We start from the raw sequence: 23,950 nt of genomic DNA, 5'->3' as shown, positions 1-23,950 counted from the left end.
CGGCCGGGGGCAAGCGGAGTTCAGGCGGCCGGCAGCTCGATCCAGAAGGCGGCGCCGGCGCCGGGCGCGGAATCCACGCCGATCGTGCCGCCCTGAAGCTCCGTCAGGCGCTTCGCGAGCGCCAGACCGATGCCGTGCCCCTCGATGGCCGACCGTTCGAGGCCCAGCCGGTTGAACGGTTCGAACAGCTGGGCCTGCTTCTCGACCGTCAGGCCGGAGCCCCGGTCCACGACCTCGATGCGGACGCCGCGGGGAATGCGGCGCGCGACGAAGCGCACGACGCCGCCCCCGGCGCCGTACTTGACCGCATTGCTGGCCAGATTGCCGACCACCTGGGCCAGACGCTGGGAATCGGCCAGGGCGACCAGGCCATCGCCGGCGCAATCCATTTCGAAGCGAAGGCCCACGGCTTCGGGCCGCAGGGCCACCGTGCGGCGCACGTCCTCCAGCAGACCGGGCACGTCGGTGGGGCGCAGGTCGACCTTGACCGCGCCGGCTTCCGCCCGGGCCACGTCCAGCAGGTCGTGGGCCAGGGCCTCCACCTGACGGGCGGTGCGCACCATCATGTCGGCCATTTCGGCCTGCTGCTCGGTCACCGGGCCCAGCTGGCCGCCCCTCCACAGGTCGCCGATGCCGATGACGCCGCCGATCGGGCTCTTGATCTCGTGCGCCACGTTGGCCAGCAGGCGCGACTTGGACTCGGAGGCGGCCTCGGCGCGCAGGCGGCCCAGCCGGGCGCGCTCCGTCAGGGCGTCGCGCTCTTCCAGCAGGGCGGCGATCAGGAAGATCGGCAGGCAGCCCAGGAAGACCATGGTCTGGGCCAGCAGTGCCCGGTCGGCCAGAGCCACCTCCGGAGCGGAAAAGGGACCCACGCCCGCCATGGCGCCGCCGACGGCCGACAGGGTCACCAGCACCAGCGCCGCGGCGGTGCCGAGAACGCGCAGGCGGGCCGCGACCAGGATCATCACCGGAATGATCGCCAGCCCCATGGGCGACTGGATGACGACGAACACGGCCGTCGTCACCGCCGCGACCAGCGCCATCAGAAGCGTGGCCTCGACGGCCCGCCACGGACGCTTCAGGGCGGACAGGTGCGGACGCGTCAGGGACACGCCGAAGGCCCCGAACACGGCCAGGCCCAGCGCGTGGCCGAACCACCAGGTCTGGAACGAGGTCAGCGGATCGGCGCCCGCCGTGGCCGTCAGCCAGATCGCGGTGAAGGCAGCGGCGGGGATCGGGGCCAGCACGGCCCCCGCGAGAAGAAAGCGCAGGGCCCCGTCGACGGTCGACAGGTTCAGCGTCGGTGCGAACCGCCTGACCAAGACCACGGCCCCCACGATCTCGATCATGTTGGCGATCGTGAACATGACGGACAGGCCCGGCGGATTGCCCGCCAGAACCTCGCCGGCCATGATGCCGACCGCCAGCAGGCCGCCGAAGCACAGATCGTAGGCGCGATCACGCGAGGTGCGCAGCCAGACCGCGGCCGCCAGCCCCCCCCGCGCCCCAGAGGGCGGCGACCAGGCCGGCCGAACGCGCGAAATTGATCGCCGCGACGACCAGGATCAGCACGCCCATCGCGGTCAGGATCGGTACGAGAGGCTGGGCGAAGAAGGCGGAGGCGCCCTGTGCGACCGGTGTCGTCGGCGCGCGCGACGGCGTCGCGTCGGACACGGGTTCGGCCATATCGAGCGCGCGGCTCAGGGGCATGGGAGGTTCACTCGGGCGGCAGATGTCCCCGAATGAACCACAGGTTCCCTAACGATCCCCTGCGACCTCGCCCAGCGCATGGTTCAAGGCCCGGACCGCGGCGGCCGGGCCTTGGGGATGATCCCAGACCGCCGAGCTGACGGCGACGAAGTCCGCACCGGCGCGGGCCACGGCCCCGGCGTTCTCCGGCGTGATTCCGCCGATGGCGACGCAGGGAATCTCCATCGTTTCCTGCCATATGGTCAGGACGTCCGCGTCCGGCCGGTGCGTCGTCTCCTTGGTCGCGGTCGGGAAGAAGGCGCCGAAGGCGACGTAGTCGGCCCCGGCCTCGGCCGCCTCCATGGCCAGATGCCGGCTGTCGTGACAGGTCACGCCGATCATGGCGTCCCGGCCCATGAGACGCCGCGCCTCGGCCACCGAGGCGTCGCCCTGTCCCAGATGCACGCCGTCGCAGCCGAACCTCGCCGCCAGATCAGGTCGGTCGTTCAGGATCACGGCCACGCCGCGCGCGCGGGCGATCGGCGCAAGTCGGCCGACCGCCGCCTCGATCTGCGCGTCCGATGCCGGCTTGAGGCGGATCTGCAGCGCCGCCACATCGCCGGCGTCCAGCGCCTCCTCCAGCCGCGTGGCGAAGGCGTCGACGTCGGCGATCGCCGGCGGCGTGATCAGGTAGAGGCGGCAGGGCGGGCGGGCGGTCATGTCCCCTCCTCCCGCGCGCGGGGGCGGGCGTCAACCGCGGCCATGCGAACGACTTGCATTCGCCTCGTTCCGCCTGTTAAAGCGAACCAGTCGCATCTTCTTCGAGCGTGTTCGCGTGTACGTCTGCAACTGCAACGGCCTTCGTCAGCGGGACGTGCGCCAGGCCATCGAGGCCGGGGCACAGCGGCCGCGCGACGTCTTCGCCCGCCACCAGTGCCAGGCGCAGTGCGCCAAGTGCGTGTGCGACATGCGGAAAATGATCGACGAGACCCGCCAGGCGTTCGCCATGGCGGCGGAATAGGCGCTTCCGACTTTCACTCGCATTTTCAATGTGATGAGAAGTGTTCGCAGGTGAACACTTCGGGTGGCCGCGTGTTATCCTGATGGGAGTCGCGGCCCGATCGCGCGCCGCCCCCCGCTTCGAGGAAGACGATCATGAAGGCCGATCCCGCCATCATCCGCACGCTCAACGCCGTGCTGACCAACGAGCTGACGGCGGTGAACCAGTACTTCCTGCACGCCCGCATGTTCGAGAGCTGGGGTCTCAAGCACCTCGGCAAGGTCATCTACGACGAGAGCATCGGCGAGATGAAGCATGCCGACATGCTGATCAAACGCGTGCTGTTCCTCGACGGCCTGCCGAACCTGCAGGACCTGCACAAGCTGAAGATCGGCGAGACCGTCGTGGAGTGCCTGGGCGCCGACCTGCAGCTGGAGCGCGGCGGACGCGAGACGTTGATCGCCGGCATCGCCCAGTTCGAGGAGGCCCGCGACTACGTCAGCCGCGAGATCCTGCAGCACATCCTGTCGGACACCGAGGAGCACATCGACTTCCTCGAGAACCAGTTCAAGCTGATCGAGATGATGGGCGAGCCCAACTACATCCAGTCGTCTCTTGGCGAGATCGGTCCGGACGGGTCGGCGACGGGGAAGTGATCCCCGTCACCTGACCTCCCGCGCACTCAGGTGCGCCACCGCCAGGATCAGGACCAGAGCGCCGAGGCCGCCGCCCAGACCCAGGGCCGTGTTCACGCGCCACGCCTCGGTCGCCAGCATGTTCACCGGCATCTGCCACGGGAAGAAGACGCCCTGCTTCGCGGCTGTGGCGACCACCGAGAAAAAGGTGCCGCCGATGCCGATGGCGAGGGCGGGCACGAAGCTGGAAAATCGCATGGCCGTCCAGAACTGGATCGCGGTCAGCAGGATCGCGGCCAGCCACATGCGCCCGACGACGGTGAGATGCTGGATCACGGCCAGATCGCCGGTCGGTTCCAGCACCGGCTTGATCGCCACGGCGGCGCGGACGGCCCCATAGGTCACCGCCAGGTTCAGCAGGCTCATGGCCCCCACGACCGCCAGCACGCAGGCGGCCTTGGCGGCATAGAGCGTCCAGCGCGGCCGCGGCAGGGCGCGCAGATGGTCCCACGCCCTGGGGCCATGCTCCATGTGGGCGACCAGCGCCGTCAGGGCCGTGACGCTCATGGGCAGCATGAAGAAGGCCCAGATGCCGGCCGAACTGCCCAGCCACATCTCCCACGTCATGGGCGCCTTGCCGCGCAGCATGTTGAAAAAGATGAAGGTGCCGATCAGACACGGGGCCGCGACGGCCAGCAGCAGGGCCAGCGAGCGGTTCAGCTTGCGGGCCTCGACGATCAGGGCGGCGAGCATCAGGCGAACTCCTTCGTGCGTGCGGGCGTCGCGGCGGGCGCGGAGGCCTGGCGGTAGATGCCTTCCAGCGAGCGCGCCCGCGCGCCGATGGCGAACACGCCGACCCCGGCCCCCACGAGGGCGCGATTGAGCCCGGCGACGGCCGCGTCATGATCCTCGCCGGGGCGCAGGCGGGCGATCAGATCGCCGTCGTCCGCAACGACCGTGAGGTCGCGACCGCGCAGCACCTGGGTCGCCCTGACCGCGTCGTCGACCCGCAGGGCGATTTCGGGCGCCTGATCGGCCTTGAGCCGGGCCAGCTCGCCCTCGAGAACCAGTCTCCCCTCATGCACGATGCCGACGTGGGTGGCGGTCTGCTCGATCTCGCCGAGCAGGTGACTGGACAGGAGGACGGTCGCGCCGGTGCGGTCAGGCAGGGACTTCAGGAAGCGGCGCATGTCGGCGATGCCGTCGGGATCCAGCCCATTCGTCGGCTCGTCGAGGATCAGCACGGGCGGCGCGCCCAGCATGGCGCGGGCCAGACCCAGACGCTGCCGCATGCCCAGCGAATAGTCCGACACCCGGCGACGGCCGTTTTCGACCATCTCGACCACTTCCAGCACCCGGTCGACCTCGGTGGCCGAGAGACCCAGCAGGGCGCGGGTCAGGTCCAGGTTCTCGCGGCCCGAGAGATTGGCGTAGAATCCGTGCGCCTCCAGCAGGGCGCCGACCTTGCGGGCGGCGGCGATGCGGTCCGCGGCGACGTCCACGCCGCCGACGAAGGCGGACCCCGCCGTGGGCCTCAGCAGGCCCAGCAGCATCCTGAGCGTCGTGGTCTTGCCGGCGCCGTTGCGGCCCAGAAAGCCGTAGACGGCCCTGTCCGGCACGGTCATCGACACGCCGTCCACCGCCAGCTGCCGGCCGAACTTGCGCGTCAGCCCCCTCGTCTCGATCGCCGCCATGGCCGCCCCGTTCGTTTAAGTCCGAGCTAAAGTTGCAAAGCGGTGTCGTTTAAGTCAAGATTAAATATCAGACAGCTTGGAGCGCCCCGTGAGCCAGACCGACCTGACCCGTTTCCGCACCATGTGCGGCCAGTTCCGCTGGCTGGCGGTGTTCATGGTCGTGACCATCGGCGGGGGCGTGACCTTCGCCCTGCTGGTCGCACCGCTGTGGTTGTGGATGCGCGACGGGCGCGAGCCCTACTCGGCCCTGTCCGTCATGGGACTGATCTGGTTCACGCCGATCGTCTTCTACCTGTTCGGAGTCTGGAGCATCGGCTCGGCGCTGGGTCAGATCGCCAGAGGCAGGCTGATCCAGCCGGTGCTGGCATCGGCGTTGCGGAGGGTCGGCCTGGCGCTGGGCGTGGGCGGCCTGCTGAGCGTCTTCGTCGTGCCGAACGCCATGCGGTGGCTGGGGAACGTCCAGAGCAGCTATCTGAATTTCGACGTCGCGAGCATGACGCTGGGCATGATGGGCGGGGCCCTGTTCCTGCTGGGTCGCGTGATGGACCAGGCGGGGCGGATCCAGGCCGAACTGGACGAGATGATCTGATGCCGGTGCGCGTGACGCTGGACGCCCTGATCGTCCGCAAGGGGCTGAAGGCCAAGGATCTGGCCCAGACCGTGGGCTTGTCGGAGACGCAACTGTCGCTGTTCCGCTCCGGCAAAGTGAAGGGCATCCGCTTCCGGACGCTGGCACGGCTGTGCGCCGCGCTGGACTGCGCGCCGGGCGACCTGCTGGGCTACGATTTCGATCCCCGGGACCTCGAGTCCGTCGAGGACGAGTGATCCCCCGGGAGCGCGGCGCGTTGCCGCTGGGACCGGGCGCCGCATGCTGCTCCGGTCCGGTCAGGCGTATTCACCGACCGATGAATATTTGAGGCCGGCCGATGGACTTCGACGCCCTGCTGCTGTCGCGGATGCAGTTCGCCTTCACGATCGCCTTCCACATCCTGTTCCCGGCCTTCACCATCGGTCTGGCCAGCTTTCTGGCGGTGCTGGAAGGCCTGTGGCTGTGGACCAGGCGGGACGCCTTCAAGGTCCTGTACCTGTTCTGGATCAAGATCTTCGCCATCAGTTTCGGCATGGGCGTCGTGTCGGGGGTGGTGATGAGCTACCAGTTCGGCACCAACTGGTCGGAGTTCATCCGCCTGACGGGCGGCGTCATCGGCCCGTTGCTGGCCTATGAGGTGTTGACGGCCTTCTTTCTGGAGGCCTCGTTCCTCGGCGTCATGCTGTTCGGCTGGAGCCGGGTGGGCAATCGGCTGCATTTCCTGTCGACCGTGCTGGTCGCCGTGGGGACCACCATCTCCGCCTTCTGGATCCTGTCGGCCAACAGCTGGATGCAGACGCCCGCCGGGTTCGAAATCCTGGCCGACGGAACGTTCGTCGCCACCGACTTCCTGCAGGTCATCTTCAATCCCAGCTTCCCGTCGCGGCTGGCGCACATGCTGCTGGCGGCCTTCCTGACCACGGCGCTGGTGGTCGGCGCGGTGTCGGCCTGGCATCTGTTGAAGGCGCGTCGTGACCCGCAGCACCCCGGGGTCGTGGAGAGCCGGGTCGCACTGGTCATGGCCATCGGTCTGGTGGCCGTCGTCGCGCCCCTGCAACTGGTGGTCGGCCACTGGTCGGGCGAGGTGGCGCATCACCATCAGCCGTCCAAGCTGGCGGCGATCGAAGGCTATTGGGAGACGCGGCCGGATCAGCCGCTGATCGTGTTCGGCGTGCCCGACCGCCGCATCCAGGACAACCGTTTCGAGGTGGCGATCCCCGGTCTGGGCAACGTCGTCCAGAACGTGCCGCGCGACGAGGCGATCACCGGACTGGACGCCTTTCCGGTCGCCGATCAGCCGCCGCCCGTCATCCCGTTCTTCGGGTTCCGCATCATGGTGGGCCTGGGCCTGCTGATGATCGCCCTGGGGGCGTGGGGCGCATGGCTGACGCTGCGCCGCAAGGTGTTCGACAGCGGCGCCTTCCTGCGCTTCGCCGTCGCCATGGGCCCCGCGGGCTTCGTGGCGGTGCTGGCCGGCTGGATGGTGACGGAGGTGGGGCGCCAGCCTTGGGTCGTCTACGGCGTGCTGCGGACCGCCGACGCGGTGTCGCCGGTGCTGGCCAGTCAGGTGGCGACGTCGCTGACGGCCTATGTGCTGGTCTACGCCGTCGTCTTCACGGCGGGCGCGCTGTTCATACTGCGGCTCATGAAGGAAGGCCCGGTGGCGGCGATCGTCGCACCGGCCCCGCGGCAGGACCGCGCGCCGGGGACGCCGCTGGCCAAGGCGCCCGAAGATCCGCCGGGAGACCCGTCATGACGCTGGACCTTCCGTTGATCTGGGCGGGGCTGCTGGCGGCCGCGGTGCTGCTGTATGTGCTGCTGGACGGCTTCGACCTGGGCATAGGCATCCTGTTCCCCTTCGCCCGCTCGAAGGAGGACCGGGACGTCATGATGAACACCGTCGCGCCGGTGTGGGACGGCAACGAGACCTGGCTGGTCCTCGGCGGAGGCGGACTGCTGGCGGCCTTTCCCCTCGCCTACTCCGTGCTGATGCCGGCGCTGTACCTGCCGGTGCTGCTGATGCTGGGCGGGCTGATCCTGAGGGGCGTGGCGTTCGAGTTCCGGTTCAGGGCGCGGGCGCGCGGGCGGGCGTTCTGGACCCGGATGTTCTCCGGAGGGTCGATCCTGACCACCTTCGCGCAGGGGCTGATCCTGGGCGGCTTCATCCAGGGCGTGACGGTCGCCGACGACCGGTTCGGGGGCGGCCAGTTCGACTGGCTGACCCCCTATGCCCTGCTGGTCGCGTGCGGCCTGACGGCCGGCTATGCCCTGCTGGGCGCCAGCTGGCTGATGCTGAAGACGAAGGATGATCTGCACGGCGACGCCCGGACGTGGACGCGCTGGTCGGCCGTCGCCGTCGCGGTCCTGCTGGTCGCGGTCAGCGTGGCCACCCTGCTGGTCCATCATCGGGTGGGGATGCGCTGGGGCGTCGACATGTCGGAGTTCCAGATCCGGTGGGACATGCTGGCGCCGCGCCTGGCCATTCCCGCCTTGGGCCTCGCCGGCCTGGGGCTGGTGGCGGTCGGCCTGAGGCGGGGCTCGCACGTGCGGCCGTTCGTCGGGGCGCTGATGATCTTCCTGTCGGGCTATCTGGGCCTGGCGGTCGGCTTCGTGCCCTACGTCGTGCCGTATGCCATCGATTTTCGGCAGGGCGCGGCGCCGGACAACGCCCTGGGGCTGATGCTGGTCGGGGCGGTCGTGATCGTTCCCATGATCCTCGCCTACACGGCGTGGGTGTACTGGGTCTTCAGAGGCAAGGTCGATGCCGAGACGGGCTATCATTAGGCCGGACCCGCCGGCGGAGCCGGGCGCGCCCAAGGCGCCGCTGGCCCGGCGGCTGGCGTGGTTCGCGGGCCTGTCGCTGGCGTCGGCGGCGGCGGTGGCGGCGGTCGCCTATGCCCTGCGCGCCCTGCCTTTCATGGGCGCCGGCTGAGCGGAACCGGATCGCCGTGCCCGGACTTTTCCCTCCGTTCGCCGGAGGAGGCCCGCATGAGCGTCGAAGACACCCTGGACCAGGCGCTGGACGGCGCGGCGGATTTCCTGAACGCGGGCGACCGCCCGGCCCACCACGTGGCGCTGGGGCTGGCGCTGACGGTCGGGTTCGCCCTGGCGTCGGCCGCGCTGGCCAAGGGCGTGGTCGAGCCGAGACGGCGCAGTCGGGCGCAGGCGGCGCACCATGAAGGTCCCGTGACCGAGCGGCCGCGCGGGTCACTGGGCCTTCTGATCCCCGCCGTGTTCTCGGCGACGACGCTGTCGGCCCTGCGCGTCTGGAACGCCCCGTCGCGGAAGGAGCGGACGACGGCCCTGTCGTTGTGGGCGGTGGCGCAGGCGGCCAATGCGGCGCTTCTGGCCTTCCGGCCGTCCAGCCGCTTCGGCCAGATCGCCGCGGCCATGACGTCGGCCGGGCTGGCCGCCGCCTTCGCCCATGAGGCCCGGCGCGTGGACGTCGGCGCCGGCAAGCTGGCCGCGCCCTTCGGCGTCACCACGCGGATCGCCAACCGGGTCGAGGAGCGGGCGACCGTCCACTGACCGTCGGCTTGCCGCGGCGCCCGCCGTCGTCTAGGGACTGCGCCCGTTCCGCGCGCCGCGTCGGCCGCGCCTCTCAGACAGCGAATCCCTATGGCCAAGATCAACGGCAACACCATCAAGCCGGGCATGGTGCTTCAGCACAACGGCGGCCTGTGGGTCGTGACCAAGGCCAGCCACGTCAAACCGGGCAAGGGCGGCGCCTTCGCCAACGTCGAGGCCAAGAACCTCGAGACCGGCAACAAGCTGAACGAGCGCTTCCGGTCGGAAGACAAGGTCGAACGCGTCACGCTGGAGCAGAAGGACTTCTCCTACCTGTACGACGGCGGCGACAGCCTGGTGTTCATGGACGACGCCACCTACGAGCAGATCGAACTGCAGAAGGACTGGGTGGGCGAGGAGCGCATCCCCTATCTGCAGGAAGGCATGAAGGTCGTGATCGAAATGCACGAGGAGCGTCCGATCGGTCTGGAGCTGCCCGAGCAGGTCACCCTGACCGTCGCCGAGACCGAACCGACGGTGAAGGGCCAGACGGCCTCTTCCTCCTACAAGCCCGCCATCGCCGACAACGGCGTGCGCATCATGATCCCGCCCTACATGTCGGCCGGCGAGCGCATCGTCGTCGACACGACGACCGGCGAATACGTGCGCCGCGCGGACTGAGTTTCGCGGCTCCGAACGGCGCCGTCAGCGTTTGAACTTCTCCGCATGACCGGGCACGGCGCCTTTCAGGTCATGCGGACCAGGAGATCCCCATGGCCCTCGCCTCCGCCCTGCTGCAAGTCATGATGGACGCGGTCCGCAAGACCGCCCGCCCGATGCTGCGCGACTTCGGCGAGGTCGCCCAGCTGCAGGTGTCCCGCAAGGGCCCGGCCGACTTCGTCACCGCCGCCGACGTCAAGGCCGAGCAGACCCTTTTCGAACTGCTGACCAAGGCCCGCCCCGGCTACGGCTTCCTGGGCGAGGAGCGCGGCATGATCGAGGGAACGGACAAGACCCACACCTGGATCGTCGACCCGATCGACGGCACGACCAATTTCATGCACGCCATGCCGCAGTTCGCCATCACCGTGGCCCTGCAGCGCACGGATCACGACGGCCGCAACGAGATCGTGGCGGGGGTGACCTACAACCCCGTGCAGAACGAGATGTTCTGGGCCGAAAAGGGCAAGGGCGCGCACCTGAACGACGCGCGGATCCGGGTGTCGGGACGCAAGGATCTGGCCGACGGGCTGATCTCGACGGGCCTGCCCTTCCTCGGCCGCCCCGGTCATGCGCAGGCGATCAAGGATCTGCACGGCGTCGGCCAGCGCGTGGCCGGCATCCGGCGTCTGGGCGCCGCCTCGCTGGACCTGGCCTGGACGGCGGCCGGACGTTACGACGCCTTCTACGAGCGCGGCCTGAACGTCTGGGACGTGGCGGCCGGCGTGCTGCTGATCACCGAGGCCGGCGGCGTGGTCACCACCGTCGACCAGGACGGCGACCCGCTGAACGGCCGGCAGATCGTGGCCGGCGGTCCCGACATGCAGTCCAACCTGCGCAAGGTGCTGCAGTCGGCCTGAGGCCGCTCACTCGCCCCTGAACTGAAGCTCGGCCAGACGGGCGTACAGGCCGCCGCGCGCGACCAGATCATGGTGCGTGCCCTCCTCCACCACCCGGCCGCCGTCGATGACGACGATGCGGTCGGCGCGCAGCACCGTGGCAAGCCGGTGGGCGATGACCAGGGTGGTGCGCTCCTCCATCGCCTGATCCAGAGCGGCCTGCACCAGATGCTCGTTCTCGGAATCCAGCGCGCTGGTCGCCTCGTCCAGGAGCAGGATGGGCGCGTGCCGGATCAGGGCACGGGCGATGGCCAGACGCTGGCGCTGGCCGCCCGACAGGGTTTTGCCGCGTTCGCCCAGCGGCGTGTCGAAGCCCTGCGGCAGGGCCTCGATGAAGCCGCGGGCCTGCGCGCGGTCGGCGGCGTCGCGCAGCTCCTCGTCCGTCGCGGTCTCGCGGCCGAAGCGGACGTTCTCCGCCGCCGAGCCGGAGAACAGGGGCGCCTCCTGCGACACCCACGCGAAACGGCCGCGCACCTGTCCGGGATCGGCCTGCCGTACGTCGACGCCGTCGACGGACACGACGCCCGCCTGCGGATCGTAGAAGCGCAGCAGCAGCCGGAAGACGGTCGACTTCCCCGCACCCGACGGGCCCACGAGGGCGACGGTCTCGCCGGGACGGACGGTCAGGGAGAAGCCGTCCAGCGCGGGAAGGTCGGGGCGGCCCGGATAGGCGAAGTCGACGCCGGACATCGACACCTCGCCGCGCGGCGGCTCAGGCAGGGCGCGCGGCTTGACGGGGGGGGCGATCAGGGGTTCAGCCCGCATCAGCTCGTCGATCCGCTCCATGGCCCCGGCGGCCTTCTGCACGTCGCCCCAGCTTTCGCCCAGGGCGCCCACGGCGCCGCCGGCGAAGGTGGACAGCAGCACGAACTGCAGCAGGGCGCCCGGGCTCATGCGTCCGGCCACGACGTCCTGGGCTCCAAGCCACAACACCAGCGTCACGCCGCCGAACATCACGCCGATGATCAGGGCGGTCATGACGGCGCGGGCCCGCATGCGCTTGATCGAGGTGGCGAAGGACGCCTCGACCGCCGACTCGAACCGGCCGATCGCTGTGGCCTCGCGGCCGAAGGCCTGCACGGTCTCGACGCCGTCCACGCTCTCTCCCGCCGAAGCGACCGCTTCGGCGAAGGCGTCCTGGGTCTTCACCGTCAGGCGGCGCACGACCCGTCCGAACAGGAACAGGGGCACGATCAGCACCGGCACGACCAGCACGACCAGACCGGTCAGCTTGGGCGAGACGAAGAACAGCAGGATGATCGCGCCGACCAGGGTCAGCAGATTGCGCAGGGCATAGGAGACCGAGGTGGTCAGCAGCGTCTCGACCAGGGCGATGTCGGTCGTCAGGCGGGACAGAACCTCTCCGGTCCGCATCCTGACGTAGAAGCCGGGGTCCAGCGTCAGCACGCGGCGGAACAGGCCCTCGCGCAGGTCGGCGACGATGCGCTCGCCCGTGCGCGTGACGAAGTAGTAGCGGAAGGCCGTCGCCAGTCCCAGGAAGAGGGCGTTCAGGCCCAGCAGGCCAAACCAGAAGTTCAGGCCCGCTCCGCCGCTGAGGAAGCCGTTGTCGATGGCGCCGCGGGCGGTCACCGTCAGGCCCAGCGAGGCGGCCGTGGACAGGATCAGCCACAGGGCCGCCATACCCGCATGGCCGGCGTGCGCGGCCGCATAGGGCAGCAGCCGGGCCAGCGGCCGGACGTTGCGGCTGCGTTCGCGGCGGTCGCCGGCCTCGGACATCCGCTCGCTCAGCTGGGCCCCCGCGCCGGGGCGGCCGACGGCGGTGGACGAGGCGGAGGCGGAGGCGTCGGTCATGGCCGCGCCTCTTGCCCCGGAACCGTCTCCGGTGTAAACGCCCGCGCTCGCCGCAGGCCCGTCCTGCGGCTTACGTCATTTCAGCGCACCGACGGTCGGCATCGTCACCGCGCGTTTCTGGACCGGATCATCGCCATGAAGGCCGACACCCACCCCGACTACCACTTCATCACCGTGACGATGACGGACGGCAGCACCTATCAGACGCGCTCGACCTACCAGAAGGAAGGCGCGACCCTGAACCTCGACATCGATCCGCTGACGCACCCGGCCTGGACCGGCGGCAACGCCCACCTGATGGACCGCGCCGGCCGCGTGTCGAAGTTCAACAACAAGTTCGGCGGCTTCATCAAGAAGTGAGCCCGTCTCCGGCGCGTGTGCGCCGGGACACAAGATCGCGACATCGCGTCGCCGGAGCGCCGGTCCCATGGGGCCGGCGCTTTCGATTCGACCGGAACGTCGATAAGCTTGCCGACGTTTCCCACATATGGGGCGTCGGGCGGCCCTTCACGTCGCCCGCATCGTGAGACGGACTGGACATGAATCGTCGCGAATTGGGTTTCGGCGTCGCCGCGGCGGCGATGACGGGCGCGGGCGCAGCCCCGGCCTGGAGCCAGTCGAGGGACCCCGACGCGGTCCAATTCTACAACACCTTCAACGATCAGCTGGCGCGTCTGCCGGCGGCGCTTCAGCCCGATGTCCGCGCCTTCTACGAGAAGAACGGATGGACCCCCGTCTGGACCGCGCCGCGGCTGCAGCAGCTGCGCGCCGTGGCCGCGCGCGCCGAGCGCCACGGTCTGGCCGAGAGCGACCATTTCGATTTCCAGACCCTGGCGGCGGACCGCGCGCGGTCCGAGATGCTGACCACGGCGGCCCTGCTGTCCTATTGCCGCGTGCTGTCCGAGGGCCGCATCCGTCCCGAGACGGTCGAGGACCTGTGGGAGATGCGCAAGAACCGCGTCGACCTGCCGGCCGGCCTGCACGACGCCCTGGCCCGCAACGCCCTGCTGGACTGGGCCGAGGGGCTGGCGCCGACCGACATCGGCTATGCCAACCTGTCGGCCGGCTACGTCCGCTACCGGCGTCTGATCCGCGACGGCGGCGGCTGGCCGGCGTTCCGTCCGGGCGCCAACATCGAGCCGGGCCAGAGCGACGCCCGCATCCCCGTGCTGATCGACCGTCTGGTGGCCGAGGGCGACCTTTCGGCCGCGGACGGCGGCCGCCTGAAGGCCCAGGGCGTCGTCTACGGCCCCGAGCTGCAGGAGGCCGTGCGCGGCTTCCAGGTGCGGCACGGCCTGCTGGGCGACGGCCGCATCGGCTCGGGCACCCAGCGCTCGCTGTCGGCCACGGCCGAGAACCGCGCCCGGCAGATCGCGCTGAACCTGGAACGCCGCCGCTGGCTGGCGCGCGACGTGCCCGACGAGCGGATCGAGGTGAACACCGCCGCGGCCATCATGGTCTACTGGAAGGACGGCCGCCCGGTCCATTCCAACCGCGTCGTCGTCGGCACTCCGGCCAACCAGACGCCCAGCCTGGAGCGCCCGTTCGCCTCGGTGGTCGCCAATCCGCCCTGGTACGTGCCGGCCGGCATCGCGCGGAACGAGATTCTGCCCAAGGGCCCCGGCTACCTGGCCGCCAACGACATGTACGTGCAGAACGGCACGGTCATTCAGCGCGCCGGGCCGCGCTCGGCGCTGGGCTACGTGAAGTTCGAGCTGCAGGACAGCTACGCCATCTTCCTGCACGACACGCCGTCGAAGGCCGCGTTCAACAACGCCTATCGCCATCGCTCGCACGGCTGCGTGCGGGTGCAGAACGCCGTCGACTTCGCCCGCCTGCTGCTGTCGCCGGACCCCGCCAAGCTGGGCGAGTTCGACACGGCGCAGGACAGCCGCCGCACGACGCGCGTCACCACCGGCCGCGAGATCGGCGTGCGCCTGCTGTACTGGACGGCCTTCGTCGACGGTCAGGGCCGGGTCGCGTTCCGCGAAGACGTCTACAAGCGCGACGACAAGCTGGCCGATGCCCTAGGCATCGCGGTCAACCTGCCGGCCCCGGTCATCGACGGTCAGGCCGACGCCAACGACGTCGGGCCATAGGGATCAGTTCCGAAAGGCGGCGGCCAGACGCTCCATCTGGCTCAGCACCGGATTGACCGGCGCCTCTGCCTCGACGTCGACGTACATGCGGCGGTCCAGATGCAGGGCGCGCTCGTACAAACGTTCGGCGCTGACCACGTGCTCGATCAGGGCGATCGGCAGGTCCGGATGCGTCGGCTCCGTGCGCAGGCGCAAAGAGGCGAGGCGGTAGCGGGCGTCGCAGGCGGCGTCGGCCGTCATGTCGCCCTCGCGCACCGCGCGCTGGACCAGCAGCCACGACGCCATCTGCATCAGCCGGGTCGTCAGCGACATGCTTTCGGAGGCGTAGGCCAGCGCCGCGGCGCGGCTCAGCAATTTGGACTCGCGACGCCCGTCGCCGTCCAGATAGGCGGCGACCTCCTCGACCAGTTCCATGCCCTCCCGGAAGGTGCGCTCGAACAGTTCGGAGGCGGCGAACTCGCGCACCACGACCGCGCGCGGCCGACCGGAGGCGACGTCGGGACCGGCGTCGTCAATCATGGAATCCATCGACAGCATACGGGAACTCTCGGCACGCGCGGACGAACGGGGCCCACGGCCCCGTCGTGTGCAACGGTCATGCCAGCGCCGGGCACCCGCGTCACCGTCCGAAGTTGAACAAGGCGTCGGCCGCCGACTTCTGGTCCGCCTTCTTCGTCATGGCGGCGCGCGTGCGGGCGATCTCGGCCTCCAGCGCCGCGATGCGCTCCTCACAATCCTCCACGGAGCGCAGGTCGAGGTCCTCGCGCGCCAGCTCGGCCAAGGGTCCGCGCACGCGCTGGGGCTCCAGATCCTCGAACGACATGACGGCCTCCATGGCGGCGATCGGCGCAGCCCTCTATGAAGCGCGCGGGCGCGGCGCTTGGCAAGCGAGGACCGGATGCGGGCGATCGGGATCGAGGGCGGGTCGGGGCCGGCGGAGGCCCTGCGGCCGGTCGAGGTCGCGGACCCCGTGCCCGCGCCCGGCCAGATCCTGATCCGGGTCGAGGCCGCCGGCGTGAACCGGCCGGACCTTCTGCAGCGCGCAGGACTGTATCCCCCGCCCCCGGGCGCCAGCCCCACCCCTGGCCTGGAAGTGGCGGGAACCGTCGTCGCTCTTGGGGAAGACACGGTCCGGTGGAAGGTGGGAGACCGCGTCTGCGCCCTGCTGGGCGGGGGCGGTTATGCCGAGATGGCCGTGACGGACGGGCGGCACGCCTTGCCCGTTCCGGCCGGCATGGAGGCCGTGCAGGCCGCCGCCCTGCCGGAGACCGTCGTGACCGTCTGGGCCAACGTGTTCGAGGCGGGCGCGCTCAGACCCGGCGAAACCCTGCTGGTCCACGGCGCGACCAGCGGCATCGGCGTGACGGCCATCCAGATGGCGAAGGCGCACGGCGCCCGGGTCGTCGCCACGTCGCGCGGCGCGGACAAGGCGCGTGCGGCGGCGAAGCTGGGCGCCGACGTCAGTCTGGACGCGACGACCTTCGATCTGGCCGCAGCGGTGCGGGAGGCGGGCGGCGCGGACGTCATCCTGGACATGGTCGGCGCGGCCTATGCCGCGATCAACCAGACGGCGCTCAACGCCTTCGGACGATGGGTCGTGATCGGCACGCAGACAGGGCCCCTGGCCGAAGTCGACCTGATGCGGCTGATGCTGAAGCGGCAGGTGCTGACGGGGTCGACCCTGAGGTCGCGCCCCGCGGACGAGAAGGCGAGGCTGATCGCCGACGTTGAGCGCGTGGTCTGGCCCTGGGTCGCGGGCGGTCAGGTCCGGCCGCCGATCGACGCGACCTTTCCGCTGGACCGGGCGAGCGACGCCCACCTCCGGCTGGAGGCGGGCGTCCACGTCGGCAAGATCGTGCTGACGGTCTGAGGCCTACCAGCGGCCCCCGCCGCCGCGGCGGACCGGGCGCATCGACGAGATGCGGTCGTTGAAGACCGTGCTCGACAGGTTGCGCAGGTCGCCGTCGAAGGTCTCGCAGTAGCCGCGGAACCAGGCGTCGGTGCAGACCTCCCACTGACCGCGCAGCTGCATGGAGCTGATGCGGTCGTTGAAGCCGGTGTTGGCCAGGTTCGGCACCTCGCCGTCGACCCGCTGGGACGCGCCGCGGAAGGTGGCGTCGGTGTAGATCACCGCCGAGCCGCGGCCGCCCTGGCCCCAGCCGCCGCCGGGACGGTCGTCGCCCCAGCCGCCGCCCGGGCGGCCCGGGCGATCCTCGTATTGCCCGCGGTGCGGACCGCAGACCAGCCGGCCGTCGTCGTTGGCGATGTTGTAGGGGCCGCACTGGGCCAGCTCGATGGAGGTCCCTCGCAGGCGTCCCTGACGGTCGCGGCAGTCGGCGTACAGCCGCCCCCGGTTGACGTACTCTTCCTGACAGCTGTCCCGGTAGCTGCCGCGCGGGGCGGCGCGTTGGGCGCCGGGGTCCTGGGCGTAGGCCGGATCCTGGGCGGACAGGCTGAGCACGGCCGCTGCGGCCAGTTCGACGATCGGCATGGTTCCCTCCTCGAGAAACGCTTCGACGCAAAACGCGTCCTGACGACCGTTGTTCATCGTCGAGGATGAACCTTGGCTGTACGAAAGCGGCGCCGTTCGGTCAGGCGCGGACTCCGTTCCCTTTTTGAACGAACCGACCTATAGGGATTTCATTCCGCGCCCGGCCGAAAGGTCGGGCGCCGTCATTTCCGGCGCGCCGCACCGCCTGCGGCCGCCTGCCAAGGAACCGTCATGACCGACATCCTCATGCCCAAGGCCACCGCGGTCTGGCTGGTCGAGAACACTTCGCTGACCTTCGAGCAGATCGCGGACTTCTGCGGCCTGCATCCGCTGGAGGTGCGCGGCATCGCCGACGGCGACGTGGCGCGCGACATCCGCGGCGCCGATCCGCTCGTCAACGGCCAGCTGACCCGCGAGGAGCTGGACAAGGCCCAGACCGACGACTCCTATCGCATGAAGGCGGTCGTCAGCCGCCACGCCGAACTGCTGAAGTCGGCCAAGCCGGCGCCGAAGTACACGCCGGTGTCGCGCCGGCAGGACCGTCCGGACGCCATCATGTGGTTCGTGAAGAACCACCCGGAGGTCACCGACGCCCAGATCGCCAAGATGCTGGGCACCACCAAGGCCACGATCGAGAGCGTGCGCAACCGCACGCACTGGAACACGGCCAACATCAAGCCGGTCGATCCGGTGACGCTGGGTCTGGTCGGCCAGCTCGCGCTGGACGACCTGGTCCGCAAGGCGGCCGAGAAGAAGGCCCGCGACGACGCGAAGTCGGGCGGCGCCACCCTGGCCGCGGCCGGTCAGGCCGAGGAGACGCCGGCCGAGCCGGAATTCGTGCCGGAAGAGCGCCAGCGCCCCGGCGCCGAGCCCACCGCCGAGTCGGTCTTCGGCACGCGGGACTGATCAAACGAAGACGGCCCCGGGTGTCCCCGGGGCCGCCACGTCGATCTGAATTTCGATGGAGAGGACCTAGCGCGCGTCCTGCAGCGCGTTGATCTGGTCCTTCAGCCTGAGCTTCTGAAGCTTCAGCGCCTTCAAGTGCAACGAGTCCGCGGAAGGTCGTCCGGTCTGACGCTCAATCTCCGATTCGAGCGAGCGGTGGCGGTTTCCCAGTTCGCGAATACGAGCCTCGATGGTCATGGCTTGCGCCTCCATGTCTTAGGGACAAGAGCAGTGAGCCTCGCTATTGACGACCTGTGGAATCACATTCCGGTGACGCTCGCCAAGCGCGACGCTCCTGTGCAGCCTGGATGCGAAAATGGCCGATGATGTGAACTTGACCGTATCGGACCGGCCGCGCGTGGTCGTGGGGATTTCCGGCGCGTCTGGCGTGATCTGCGGCGTGCGCGCGCTGGACGCCCTGCGCGAACTGGGCGTCGAGACCCATCTGGTGGCCACCAGGGCGGCCCTGCTGACCCTGTCGCAGGAGACGGAACTGTCGGCCGACGATCTGTCGGCACGGGCCGACGTGACGCATCGCCTCGCCGACGTCGGGGCGTCGATCGCCTCAGGCTCCTTCCGCACGCTGGGCATGATCGTGGCGCCCTGTTCGGTCCGGACGATGAGCGAGATCGCCACCGGCGTGACCTCGAGCCTGCTGACGCGGGCGGCGGACGTGACGCTGAAGGAGCGGCGTCCCCTGGTCCTCATGGTGCGGGAGACGCCGCTGCACCTCGGCCACCTGCGCACGATGACGGCGCTGGCCGAAATGGGCGCCGTCATCGCGCCGCCCATGCCCGCCTTCTACGCGCGCCCGGGCTCGCTGGAGGAGATGGTCGACCAGTCCGTCGGGCGCGCGCTGGACGCGCTGGGGCTGGACTGGTCGGCGACGCGGCGCTGGTCCGGGGTGCGTCCGGAATGAGCGACGCCGCAGCGTTGTGGGCCTGGGCGGTCGACGCCTATGGGCGGGGCGGCGTGTCCGAGACCTGCCTGTCGCTTCAGGACAGGGACGAGCAGAACGTGCCCCTGCTGCTGTTCGGCGCGTGGTGCGCGCTGACGGGCCGGAGGCTGGACGACGAGGCCGTGGACGCCGCGTGCGATGTGGCCCGGGTGTGGGACGAGAAGGCGGTAGGGCCGCTGCGGGCCGTCCGCCGGGCGCTGAAGGCGCCGCTGATCGACATGGACGCCGGCGCCCGCGAGGAGGTGCGCCGTCAGGTGAAGGCGGTGGAGCTGGAGGCGGAGCGTCGGCTGCTGGAGGCGCTGGCCGGCCTGGCGGGTCCGGCTGGAGCCGTGCGTGACCCCTTGCCCGACCTGGCGCGGCTGTCCCGGCAGTGGGGAGGCCCCCTGCCCCGGCCGGCGCTGGCCCGTCTGGCCGAACGTCTCATCGCGTGACATAAGCGCGCCGCGCGGATGAGGCCCATGAACGACGAACAGGTTCCCGACGAAGTCGAACTGGCGCTGCGCAAGCGTCTGGCCGAGCTGCAGCAGGAGCATGCCGACCTCGACGCCTCCATCGATGCGCTCGGTCGCCTGCCGATTCCGGACCAGCTGATGATCGCGCGTCTGAAGCGAAAGAAGCTGACCCTGCGCGACGAGATCGTGAAGATCGAGGCGCGGATCCTGCCGGACATCATCGCCTAGCGGCCGCGTTTGCGGACCCACATCGCCGCGTCGGCCTCGGCAAGCCAGATCTCGGGATCCGGCTGATCGACGAAGGCGCGGACGCCGAACGAGCCGCCCAGCGCGGCGCGCTCGCCCTCCCAGCGGAAATCCTCGGCGGTCAGCGCCTCGGCCAGCCGGCGCGCCTTCTCCCGCCCCTCTTCCAGACCCGCGTTCAGCATCAGCAGTCCGAACTCGTCGCCGCCCAAGCGGCCGACGGCATCCGATTCGCGGAGGTTTGCGACCAACAGCTCCGCCACCCGGACCAGCGCAGCGTCGCCCGCCGCGTGACCCAGACCGTCATTGACCGACTTGAAGCCGTCGAGATCCAGATACAGCAGGCAGGCGGGCGTCTGATGCCGGCGGCAATAGGCCATGGCCCGGTTCAGCGTCTCGACGAAGCCGCGGCGGTTCAGGGTCGGCGTCAGCACGTCGTGGTCGGCGGCCGCCTCGGCCGCCTCGGCGCGGGCCCTCAGCTCGGCCACCTCGGCGCGCAGGCGCTCGACTTCGGCCAGCAGGTCGGCGTCGGACCGGACTTGGGCGGCGGACAGGGACACGGCGCACTCGGGGAAGGCCGCGACTCAGCAGGGCGGCGTCCCCCCGATCCTATCCGCCCCGGTTGCGGGCGCAACGCGAAGGCCGTAAACCCCGCGCTTTCCGAGGGGGGCTCCGCATGACCGCAGCGGCTCAGGTGGCCATCGTCATGGGCAGCCGCTCGGACTGGCCCACCATGAAGCGCGCCGCCGACGCCCTAGACCGTCTCGGCGTCGCCTGGATCGCGCGCGTCGTGTCCGCCCATCGCACGCCCGACCGACTGGTGAGCTTCGCGCGCGGCGCGGCAGGGGAAGGCTTCAGGGTCGTGATCGCCGGCGCGGGGGGCGCGGCGCACCTGCCGGGCATGGTGGCGTCCATGACCCCGCTGCCCGTCATCGGCGTGCCGGTGCAGTCGAAGGCGCTGAGCGGGCTCGACTCCCTTCTGTCGATCGTCCAGATGCCCGGCGGCGTGCCCGTGGCGACCGTCGCAATCGGCGAGGCCGGCGCGACGAACGCGGGCATTCTGGCGGCGCAGATACTGGCGCTGAACGACGCGGAACTGGCCGGGCGCCTGGGTGCGTTCCGGGAGGCCCAGACCGAGGCCGTTCACGAGACGGTCGAGGACTGAGTGACGCGCCTCGCTCCCGGTTCGACCCTCGGCATTCTCGGCGGCGGACAGCTGGGCCGCATGCTGTCGCAGGCCGCGAACCGGCTGGGCTTCGACGTCGTCATCCTCGATCCGGAGGAGAACAGTCCGGCGGGGCGGGTGTCGCGCGGCCAGATCGTCGCCCCGTACGACGACCCCAACGCGCTCGACGTCATGGGCAAGGTCTGCGACGCGGTGACGTTCGAATTCGAGAACGTGCCGGCGGCCTCCGTCGACCGCATTCGCGCGGGCGGTGCGCGGGTCGCCCCCGGTCCCATGGCTCTGGCGGTGGCCCAGGACCGGCTGGAGGAGAAGACGTTCCTGAACGGCGTCGGGGCCACGACCGTGGCCTTTCACGCCGTGGCCACGCTTGAGGACCTTCACCGCGGCCTCGAGAAGCTGGGCACGCCGTCGCTGCTGAAGACACGGCGCGAGGGCTACGACGGCAAGGGGCAGGTCTGGATCAAGGCGGCCAAGGGCGCCACGGCGGCGTGGGACGCGCTGGGCGGCCGCCCCTGCATCCTCGAGGCGCGGGCGCCGTTCCTGCGCGAGCTGTCGATCATCGCCGCGCGCGGACGCGATGGCGCGGTCGCCGTCTATCCGCTGGGCGAGAACCGCCACGCCGGCGGCGTTCTGCGCACGACCCTGGCGCCGGCCGTCGTCGACGCCCGCATCGACAAGGCGGCGCGCCGGATCGCCAAGGCCGTTCTGAACGGTCTGGAATACGTCGGCGTCGTCGGCATCGAACTGTTCGACCTCGGCGAAGGCCGGCTGCTGGTCAACGAGATCGCGCCGCGTGTGCACAACACCGGGCACTGGACCCAGGACGGCTGCGCCTGTGACCAGTTCGAGCAGCACGTGCGGGCGGTCATGGGCTGGCCGCTGGGTCCCACCGCCGCGCATGCGAGCGTCGAGATGACCAACCTTCTGGGCGACGAGGTGGACCGCTGGGCGGCCCTGTCCGGCAAGAGCGACGTGCGCATCCACCTGTACGGCAAGGCCCCGGCGCGGCCGGGTCGCAAGATGGGGCACGTCAACCGCGTGCGTCCGCTGCAACACTGAAGCCCGGCCTTCCCCGACGGCATCTTGCGCGCCGCGAAATCCGGCGCACACTGATCTCAACGGCCGCGAAAGTCGACGGCCGAGGGAGGATCATCGATGTCTCGTCTTCTGCGCACCGCGGCGCCCGCGGCGCTGGCCTTCGCCGCCGTCTGCGGCCTGGCTTCCGCCGCCTCGGCCCAGAGCTACAGCCGGCTCGTCGTCTTCGGCGACAGCCTGAGCGACAACGGCAACCTGTACGCCGCCAGCTTCAACACCCAGCCGACCTCGCCGCCGTATTTCCAGGGCCGGTTTTCCAACGGACCGGTCTTCACGGAGCTGCTGGGTTTCAACGCCGGCCGGTCTGCGGCCGGGGCACCGGTCACGGGCAGCATCAACTACGCCTACGGCGGCGCGCGGACCGACAACTCCGCCGGCCTGCCACCCGGCATGCGTCGCCAGCTGAGCACCTATCAGACGGCGGGCGGCACCTTCGGCGCCAATGATCTGGTCAGCGTGCTGGGCGGCGCCAACAACATCTTCCAGGCCCTTCCCGCCGCGGCGGTGTCCGCGAGCCCGCAGGCTGCGATCCAGCCCGTGGCGACGTCGGCCGCCGCCGACATCAACTTCATGGTCAACACAATCGCCGGCGCCGGGGCCGGGACCATCCTGGTCACCAACCTGCCGAAGCTGAGCCTTACGCCGCAGTTCCGCACCAGCCCCGCCGCGCCTTTGGCAGACTTCGCCGTAACGACTTTCAACGGCGCGCTGTCGACGGGTCTGTTCGCCACCGCGGCGGCCCGGCCCGGCACGAACATCATCCTGATGGATCTCTACAAGATCGGCGACGTCATCGCCGGCAGCCCGTCCAGCTTCGGCCTGACGAACACGTCGGACGCCTGTTTCAACGGCGTGACCGTCTGCGCGACGCCGTCGACCTATTTCTACTGGGACGGCGTCCACCCGACGGCCGCCGGCCACGCCCTGCTGGCCACCTTGGCCGAGGATTACCTCTACTACGGCGACGCCGGGGCGAAGACGGCGCTGCAGGGCGAAACCGCCATGCGGTTCCGCGAGGACATGCTGGACGCCTCGTCGGAAGGCATGTCGGGCGCGCACGGCTGGGAGGCCGGCACGGGCCTGACTTTCGGCGTGCTTTATGACTCCACCGACTTCGACGCGCGCGGCCTCGTGCCGGAAGCGGAGTCGCAGGGCTGGGGCTTCCGCGGCGGTCTGGTGTGGAGCCCGTCGGCCACATGGCGCGCGTCGCTGTCGGCGTCGCTGCGCAACGCCGAAGTCACGTCGCCCGGCCAGACCTTCGACGTGGAGTCCTATGCGATCGACGCCGCGCTCGGCTGGCGCTCGGGCGACGTCTTCGCCAACGTCGCCGCCGGCGGCGGCGTCGACGACTATGAGGACATCACGCGTCTGACGGCCTTGGCCCCCATCGTCCACACCGGCGAAACCCAGGGCTCGAGCTTCGGCGCCCGGGCGCAGGCCGGCATCTGGTTCGGCGGCGACTCGTTCCGCATCTCGCCCCGCGCGGCCATCACCTGGACGTCGAGCGAGGTCGAGGGCTACTACGAGCAGGGCGTGGCGGCGCAGTACCAGTACGAGGACCGCACCGTCACGGCGACGACGGCCGAGGCCACGGTCCGCGCCGAGACCGGCATGGGCGGCATGAGCGTCTTCGTGGAAGGCGGTTATCGCGACGATCTGGACGACGGCTCGGACGCGGTCGGCACCTCGATCGCCGGCAGCCCCTCCCAAGTCCTCTACCGCGAGATCGAGAGCCCGTTCGGCGGCCACATGATCGCCGCCGCCGGCATCGAGGGCGACTGGGCCGGAATGAAGGTCGCCTTCGGCTACCGCGGCCGCTTCGGCGAGCATGCCGACAGCCACCAAGGCGGCATCCAGGTCACCATCCCCCTGCCCTGACGACTTCGTGATTTCGGCGGAAGGGGCGCGGGCCACGGGGTCCGCGCCCTTTTTGCGC

At 70.3% G+C, this 23,950-nt stretch carries 31 protein-coding genes; 20 read left to right on the top strand and 11 right to left on the bottom strand.

The features are described from left to right. Positions 1-20: 20 nt before the first annotated feature. The 3 genes from VGR32_RS01575 to thiE are packed head-to-tail and all read right to left on the bottom strand — an operon-like array spanning position 21 to position 2,409. On the bottom strand, positions 21-1,493 hold the full coding sequence (locus VGR32_RS01575) for a sensor histidine kinase (protein WP_327447508.1): 1,473 nt from the start codon (positions 1,491-1,493) through the stop codon (positions 21-23). After that, positions 1,459-1,710, bottom strand: coding sequence for a hypothetical protein (locus tag VGR32_RS01570; RefSeq protein WP_327447351.1), 252 nt, complete (start codon positions 1,708-1,710; stop codon positions 1,459-1,461). Before VGR32_RS01570 ends, VGR32_RS01575 begins: the two co-directional genes overlap by 35 nt. A gap of 48 nt (positions 1,711-1,758) precedes the next feature. Then, a complete protein-coding gene (gene thiE / locus VGR32_RS01565) occupies positions 1,759-2,409 on the bottom strand; it encodes a thiamine phosphate synthase (RefSeq protein WP_327447349.1) in 651 nt (216 codons plus the stop codon). A 115-nt stretch (positions 2,410-2,524) separates the two neighbouring features. On the opposite strand from thiE, the gene VGR32_RS01560 reads away from it, so the two are divergent. Together VGR32_RS01560 and bfr are read left to right on the top strand one after the other, a co-directional pair. Further along, positions 2,525-2,710: a (2Fe-2S)-binding protein gene (locus VGR32_RS01560; RefSeq protein WP_327447347.1), complete on the top strand. Its 186-nt coding sequence runs from the start codon at positions 2,525-2,527 to the stop codon at positions 2,708-2,710. A gap of 134 nt (positions 2,711-2,844) precedes the next feature. Further along, positions 2,845-3,345, top strand: a complete 501-nt coding sequence (gene bfr / locus VGR32_RS01555; protein ID WP_125257569.1) for a bacterioferritin — start codon at positions 2,845-2,847, stop codon at positions 3,343-3,345. A 6-nt stretch (positions 3,346-3,351) separates the two neighbouring features. On the opposite strand, the gene VGR32_RS01550 is transcribed toward bfr, so the two are convergent. Both VGR32_RS01550 and VGR32_RS01545 read right to left on the bottom strand, forming a co-directional pair. After that, positions 3,352-4,077, bottom strand: coding sequence for an ABC transporter permease (locus VGR32_RS01550; protein WP_327447343.1), 726 nt, complete (start codon positions 4,075-4,077; stop codon positions 3,352-3,354). Next, positions 4,077-5,018, bottom strand: coding sequence for an ABC transporter ATP-binding protein (locus VGR32_RS01545; RefSeq protein WP_327447341.1), 942 nt, complete (start codon positions 5,016-5,018; stop codon positions 4,077-4,079). Before VGR32_RS01545 ends, VGR32_RS01550 begins: the two co-directional genes overlap by 1 nt. Positions 5,019-5,106: 88 nt before the next feature. On the opposite strand from VGR32_RS01545, the gene VGR32_RS01540 reads away from it, so the two are divergent. From VGR32_RS01540 to VGR32_RS01505, 8 genes are all read left to right on the top strand, one after another. Beyond that, positions 5,107-5,607, top strand: a complete 501-nt coding sequence (locus VGR32_RS01540) for a DUF2975 domain-containing protein (protein WP_327447339.1) — start codon at positions 5,107-5,109, stop codon at positions 5,605-5,607. After that, positions 5,607-5,843, top strand: coding sequence for a helix-turn-helix transcriptional regulator (locus VGR32_RS01535; protein WP_327447337.1), 237 nt, complete (start codon positions 5,607-5,609; stop codon positions 5,841-5,843). Before VGR32_RS01540 ends, VGR32_RS01535 begins: the two co-directional genes overlap by 1 nt. Positions 5,844-5,944: 101 nt before the next feature. Further along, a complete protein-coding gene (locus VGR32_RS01530; protein ID WP_327447335.1) occupies positions 5,945-7,363 on the top strand; it encodes a cytochrome ubiquinol oxidase subunit I in 1,419 nt (472 codons plus the stop codon). Next, positions 7,360-8,391 carry a cytochrome d ubiquinol oxidase subunit II gene (cydB, locus tag VGR32_RS01525; protein ID WP_327447333.1) on the top strand — a complete coding sequence of 344 codons (1,032 nt, stop codon included), beginning with the start codon at positions 7,360-7,362 and terminating at the stop codon, positions 8,389-8,391. Before VGR32_RS01530 ends, cydB begins: the two co-directional genes overlap by 4 nt. Then, on the top strand, positions 8,369-8,539 hold the full coding sequence (locus tag VGR32_RS01520) for a hypothetical protein (protein WP_327447331.1): 171 nt from the start codon (positions 8,369-8,371) through the stop codon (positions 8,537-8,539). The genes cydB and VGR32_RS01520 overlap by 23 nt, the downstream gene beginning before the upstream one ends. Before the next feature lie 56 nt (positions 8,540-8,595). After that, the gene (locus VGR32_RS01515) at positions 8,596-9,135 is read left to right on the top strand and encodes a TspO protein (protein WP_327447329.1); all 540 of its coding nucleotides are present in this window, start codon (positions 8,596-8,598) and stop codon (positions 9,133-9,135) included. Positions 9,136-9,225: 90 nt separating this feature from the next. Further along, positions 9,226-9,795, top strand: coding sequence for an elongation factor P (efp, locus tag VGR32_RS01510; protein WP_125257577.1), 570 nt, complete (start codon positions 9,226-9,228; stop codon positions 9,793-9,795). A gap of 92 nt (positions 9,796-9,887) precedes the next feature. Beyond that, a complete protein-coding gene (locus VGR32_RS01505) occupies positions 9,888-10,694 on the top strand; it encodes an inositol monophosphatase family protein (RefSeq protein ID WP_327447325.1) in 807 nt (268 codons plus the stop codon). Between the two features lie 6 nt (positions 10,695-10,700). Here the strand turns inward: VGR32_RS01505 and VGR32_RS01500 are convergent, their stop codons facing one another. Then, on the bottom strand, positions 10,701-12,545 hold the full coding sequence (locus VGR32_RS01500; RefSeq protein ID WP_327447323.1) for an ABC transporter transmembrane domain-containing protein: 1,845 nt from the start codon (positions 12,543-12,545) through the stop codon (positions 10,701-10,703). A gap of 135 nt (positions 12,546-12,680) precedes the next feature. Between VGR32_RS01500 and rpmE the strand changes: the two genes are divergently transcribed. Continuing rightward, positions 12,681-12,905, top strand: a complete 225-nt coding sequence (gene rpmE / locus VGR32_RS01495) for a 50S ribosomal protein L31 (protein WP_327447321.1) — start codon at positions 12,681-12,683, stop codon at positions 12,903-12,905. A 179-nt stretch (positions 12,906-13,084) separates the two neighbouring features. Beyond that, on the top strand, positions 13,085-14,644 hold the full coding sequence (locus tag VGR32_RS01490; RefSeq protein WP_327447319.1) for a L,D-transpeptidase family protein: 1,560 nt from the start codon (positions 13,085-13,087) through the stop codon (positions 14,642-14,644). A 3-nt stretch (positions 14,645-14,647) separates the two neighbouring features. On the opposite strand, the gene VGR32_RS01485 is transcribed toward VGR32_RS01490, so the two are convergent. Beyond that, entirely contained in the window at positions 14,648-15,163 is a 516-nt protein-coding gene (locus VGR32_RS01485; RefSeq protein ID WP_327447317.1) for a DUF1465 family protein, read from the bottom strand. A 100-nt stretch (positions 15,164-15,263) separates the two neighbouring features. After that, the gene (locus VGR32_RS01480) at positions 15,264-15,467 is read right to left on the bottom strand and encodes a DUF1192 domain-containing protein (RefSeq protein ID WP_327447315.1); all 204 of its coding nucleotides are present in this window, start codon (positions 15,465-15,467) and stop codon (positions 15,264-15,266) included. 75 nt (positions 15,468-15,542) lie between these two features. Here VGR32_RS01480 and VGR32_RS01475 point away from each other — a divergent pair, with 75 nt between their 5' ends. Continuing rightward, complete coding sequence (locus tag VGR32_RS01475) at positions 15,543-16,514, top strand: NAD(P)H-quinone oxidoreductase (protein ID WP_327447313.1); 972 nt, start codon at positions 15,543-15,545, stop codon at positions 16,512-16,514. A gap of 3 nt (positions 16,515-16,517) precedes the next feature. Here VGR32_RS01475 and VGR32_RS01470 read toward each other — a convergent pair whose 3' ends face one another. Beyond that, positions 16,518-17,135, bottom strand: coding sequence for a beta/gamma crystallin-related protein (locus tag VGR32_RS01470; protein ID WP_327447311.1), 618 nt, complete (start codon positions 17,133-17,135; stop codon positions 16,518-16,520). A 231-nt stretch (positions 17,136-17,366) separates the two neighbouring features. Here VGR32_RS01470 and VGR32_RS01465 point away from each other — a divergent pair, with 231 nt between their 5' ends. Further along, positions 17,367-18,041: a DUF1013 domain-containing protein gene (locus tag VGR32_RS01465; RefSeq protein WP_327447309.1), complete on the top strand. Its 675-nt coding sequence runs from the start codon at positions 17,367-17,369 to the stop codon at positions 18,039-18,041. A 66-nt stretch (positions 18,042-18,107) separates the two neighbouring features. Here the strand turns inward: VGR32_RS01465 and VGR32_RS01460 are convergent, their stop codons facing one another. After that, the gene (locus VGR32_RS01460) at positions 18,108-18,278 is read right to left on the bottom strand and encodes a YdcH family protein (protein WP_327447307.1); all 171 of its coding nucleotides are present in this window, start codon (positions 18,276-18,278) and stop codon (positions 18,108-18,110) included. A gap of 118 nt (positions 18,279-18,396) precedes the next feature. Here VGR32_RS01460 and VGR32_RS01455 point away from each other — a divergent pair, with 118 nt between their 5' ends. Genes VGR32_RS01455 through VGR32_RS01445 form a run of 3 tightly spaced genes read left to right on the top strand, consistent with a single transcriptional unit; the run spans position 18,397 to position 19,718 of the window. Then, positions 18,397-18,999 (top strand): UbiX family flavin prenyltransferase, encoded by a 603-nt coding sequence (locus tag VGR32_RS01455; protein WP_327447305.1) that lies wholly within the window; start codon positions 18,397-18,399, stop codon positions 18,997-18,999. Continuing rightward, entirely contained in the window at positions 18,996-19,469 is a 474-nt protein-coding gene (locus tag VGR32_RS01450) for a TIGR02444 family protein (protein WP_327447303.1), read from the top strand. Before VGR32_RS01455 ends, VGR32_RS01450 begins: the two co-directional genes overlap by 4 nt. Before the next feature lie 27 nt (positions 19,470-19,496). Continuing rightward, positions 19,497-19,718, top strand: coding sequence for a YdcH family protein (locus VGR32_RS01445; protein ID WP_327447301.1), 222 nt, complete (start codon positions 19,497-19,499; stop codon positions 19,716-19,718). Here the strand turns inward: VGR32_RS01445 and VGR32_RS01440 are convergent. Continuing rightward, positions 19,715-20,293, bottom strand: a complete 579-nt coding sequence (locus tag VGR32_RS01440; RefSeq protein WP_327447299.1) for a GGDEF domain-containing protein — start codon at positions 20,291-20,293, stop codon at positions 19,715-19,717. The genes VGR32_RS01445 and VGR32_RS01440 overlap by 4 nt on opposite strands. A gap of 116 nt (positions 20,294-20,409) precedes the next feature. On the opposite strand from VGR32_RS01440, the gene purE reads away from it, so the two are divergent. From purE to VGR32_RS01425, 3 genes are all read left to right on the top strand, one after another. Beyond that, on the top strand, positions 20,410-20,898 hold the full coding sequence (gene purE, locus VGR32_RS01435) for a 5-(carboxyamino)imidazole ribonucleotide mutase (protein WP_327447297.1): 489 nt from the start codon (positions 20,410-20,412) through the stop codon (positions 20,896-20,898). Next, complete coding sequence (locus tag VGR32_RS01430) at positions 20,899-21,978, top strand: 5-(carboxyamino)imidazole ribonucleotide synthase (protein WP_327447295.1); 1,080 nt, start codon at positions 20,899-20,901, stop codon at positions 21,976-21,978. Between the two features lie 96 nt (positions 21,979-22,074). Next, positions 22,075-23,892 carry an SGNH/GDSL hydrolase family protein gene (locus VGR32_RS01425; protein WP_327447293.1) on the top strand — a complete coding sequence of 606 codons (1,818 nt, stop codon included), beginning with the start codon at positions 22,075-22,077 and terminating at the stop codon, positions 23,890-23,892. Positions 23,893-23,950 lie beyond the last annotated feature (58 nt).

The sequence above is a fragment of the Brevundimonas sp. genome (genome assembly GCF_035935935.1).
Lineage (GTDB): Bacteria > Pseudomonadota > Alphaproteobacteria > Caulobacterales > Caulobacteraceae > Brevundimonas.
This window is presented reverse-complemented; position numbering and strand designations above follow the sequence as displayed.

Excerpts from the sequence above, each read along its gene's own strand:
- VGR32_RS01520 (WP_327447331.1), top strand. The coding sequence starts at position 8,369 with ATGCCGAGACGGGCTATCATTAGGCCGGACCCGCCGGCGGAGCCGGGC.
- VGR32_RS01530 (WP_327447335.1), top strand. The coding sequence starts at position 5,945 with ATGGACTTCGACGCCCTGCTGCTGTCGCGGATGCAGTTCGCCTTCACG.
- VGR32_RS01475 (WP_327447313.1), top strand. The coding sequence starts at position 15,543 with ATGCGGGCGATCGGGATCGAGGGCGGGTCGGGGCCGGCGGAGGCCCTG.
- thiE (WP_327447349.1), bottom strand. The coding sequence starts at position 2,409 with ATGACCGCCCGCCCGCCCTGCCGCCTCTACCTGATCACGCCGCCGGCG.
- VGR32_RS01470 (WP_327447311.1), bottom strand. The coding sequence starts at position 17,135 with ATGCCGATCGTCGAACTGGCCGCAGCGGCCGTGCTCAGCCTGTCCGCC.
- cydB (WP_327447333.1), top strand. The coding sequence starts at position 7,360 with ATGACGCTGGACCTTCCGTTGATCTGGGCGGGGCTGCTGGCGGCCGCG.
- VGR32_RS01425 (WP_327447293.1), top strand. The coding sequence starts at position 22,075 with ATGTCTCGTCTTCTGCGCACCGCGGCGCCCGCGGCGCTGGCCTTCGCC.
- purE (WP_327447297.1), top strand. The coding sequence starts at position 20,410 with ATGACCGCAGCGGCTCAGGTGGCCATCGTCATGGGCAGCCGCTCGGAC.
- VGR32_RS01450 (WP_327447303.1), top strand. The coding sequence starts at position 18,996 with ATGAGCGACGCCGCAGCGTTGTGGGCCTGGGCGGTCGACGCCTATGGG.
- VGR32_RS01485 (WP_327447317.1), bottom strand. The coding sequence starts at position 15,163 with ATGATTGACGACGCCGGTCCCGACGTCGCCTCCGGTCGGCCGCGCGCG.
- VGR32_RS01570 (WP_327447351.1), bottom strand. The coding sequence starts at position 1,710 with ATGCCCCTGAGCCGCGCGCTCGATATGGCCGAACCCGTGTCCGACGCG.
- VGR32_RS01545 (WP_327447341.1), bottom strand. The coding sequence starts at position 5,018 with ATGGCGGCGATCGAGACGAGGGGGCTGACGCGCAAGTTCGGCCGGCAG.
- VGR32_RS01455 (WP_327447305.1), top strand. The coding sequence starts at position 18,397 with ATGGCCGATGATGTGAACTTGACCGTATCGGACCGGCCGCGCGTGGTC.
- rpmE (WP_327447321.1), top strand. The coding sequence starts at position 12,681 with ATGAAGGCCGACACCCACCCCGACTACCACTTCATCACCGTGACGATG.
- VGR32_RS01490 (WP_327447319.1), top strand. The coding sequence starts at position 13,085 with ATGAATCGTCGCGAATTGGGTTTCGGCGTCGCCGCGGCGGCGATGACG.
- VGR32_RS01460 (WP_327447307.1), bottom strand. The coding sequence starts at position 18,278 with ATGACCATCGAGGCTCGTATTCGCGAACTGGGAAACCGCCACCGCTCG.
- VGR32_RS01515 (WP_327447329.1), top strand. The coding sequence starts at position 8,596 with ATGAGCGTCGAAGACACCCTGGACCAGGCGCTGGACGGCGCGGCGGAT.
- VGR32_RS01505 (WP_327447325.1), top strand. The coding sequence starts at position 9,888 with ATGGCCCTCGCCTCCGCCCTGCTGCAAGTCATGATGGACGCGGTCCGC.
- VGR32_RS01535 (WP_327447337.1), top strand. The coding sequence starts at position 5,607 with ATGCCGGTGCGCGTGACGCTGGACGCCCTGATCGTCCGCAAGGGGCTG.
- efp (WP_125257577.1), top strand. The coding sequence starts at position 9,226 with ATGGCCAAGATCAACGGCAACACCATCAAGCCGGGCATGGTGCTTCAG.
- VGR32_RS01480 (WP_327447315.1), bottom strand. The coding sequence starts at position 15,467 with ATGTCGTTCGAGGATCTGGAGCCCCAGCGCGTGCGCGGACCCTTGGCC.
- VGR32_RS01500 (WP_327447323.1), bottom strand. The coding sequence starts at position 12,545 with ATGACCGACGCCTCCGCCTCCGCCTCGTCCACCGCCGTCGGCCGCCCC.
- VGR32_RS01550 (WP_327447343.1), bottom strand. The coding sequence starts at position 4,077 with ATGCTCGCCGCCCTGATCGTCGAGGCCCGCAAGCTGAACCGCTCGCTG.
- bfr (WP_125257569.1), top strand. The coding sequence starts at position 2,845 with ATGAAGGCCGATCCCGCCATCATCCGCACGCTCAACGCCGTGCTGACC.
- VGR32_RS01465 (WP_327447309.1), top strand. The coding sequence starts at position 17,367 with ATGACCGACATCCTCATGCCCAAGGCCACCGCGGTCTGGCTGGTCGAG.
- VGR32_RS01445 (WP_327447301.1), top strand. The coding sequence starts at position 19,497 with ATGAACGACGAACAGGTTCCCGACGAAGTCGAACTGGCGCTGCGCAAG.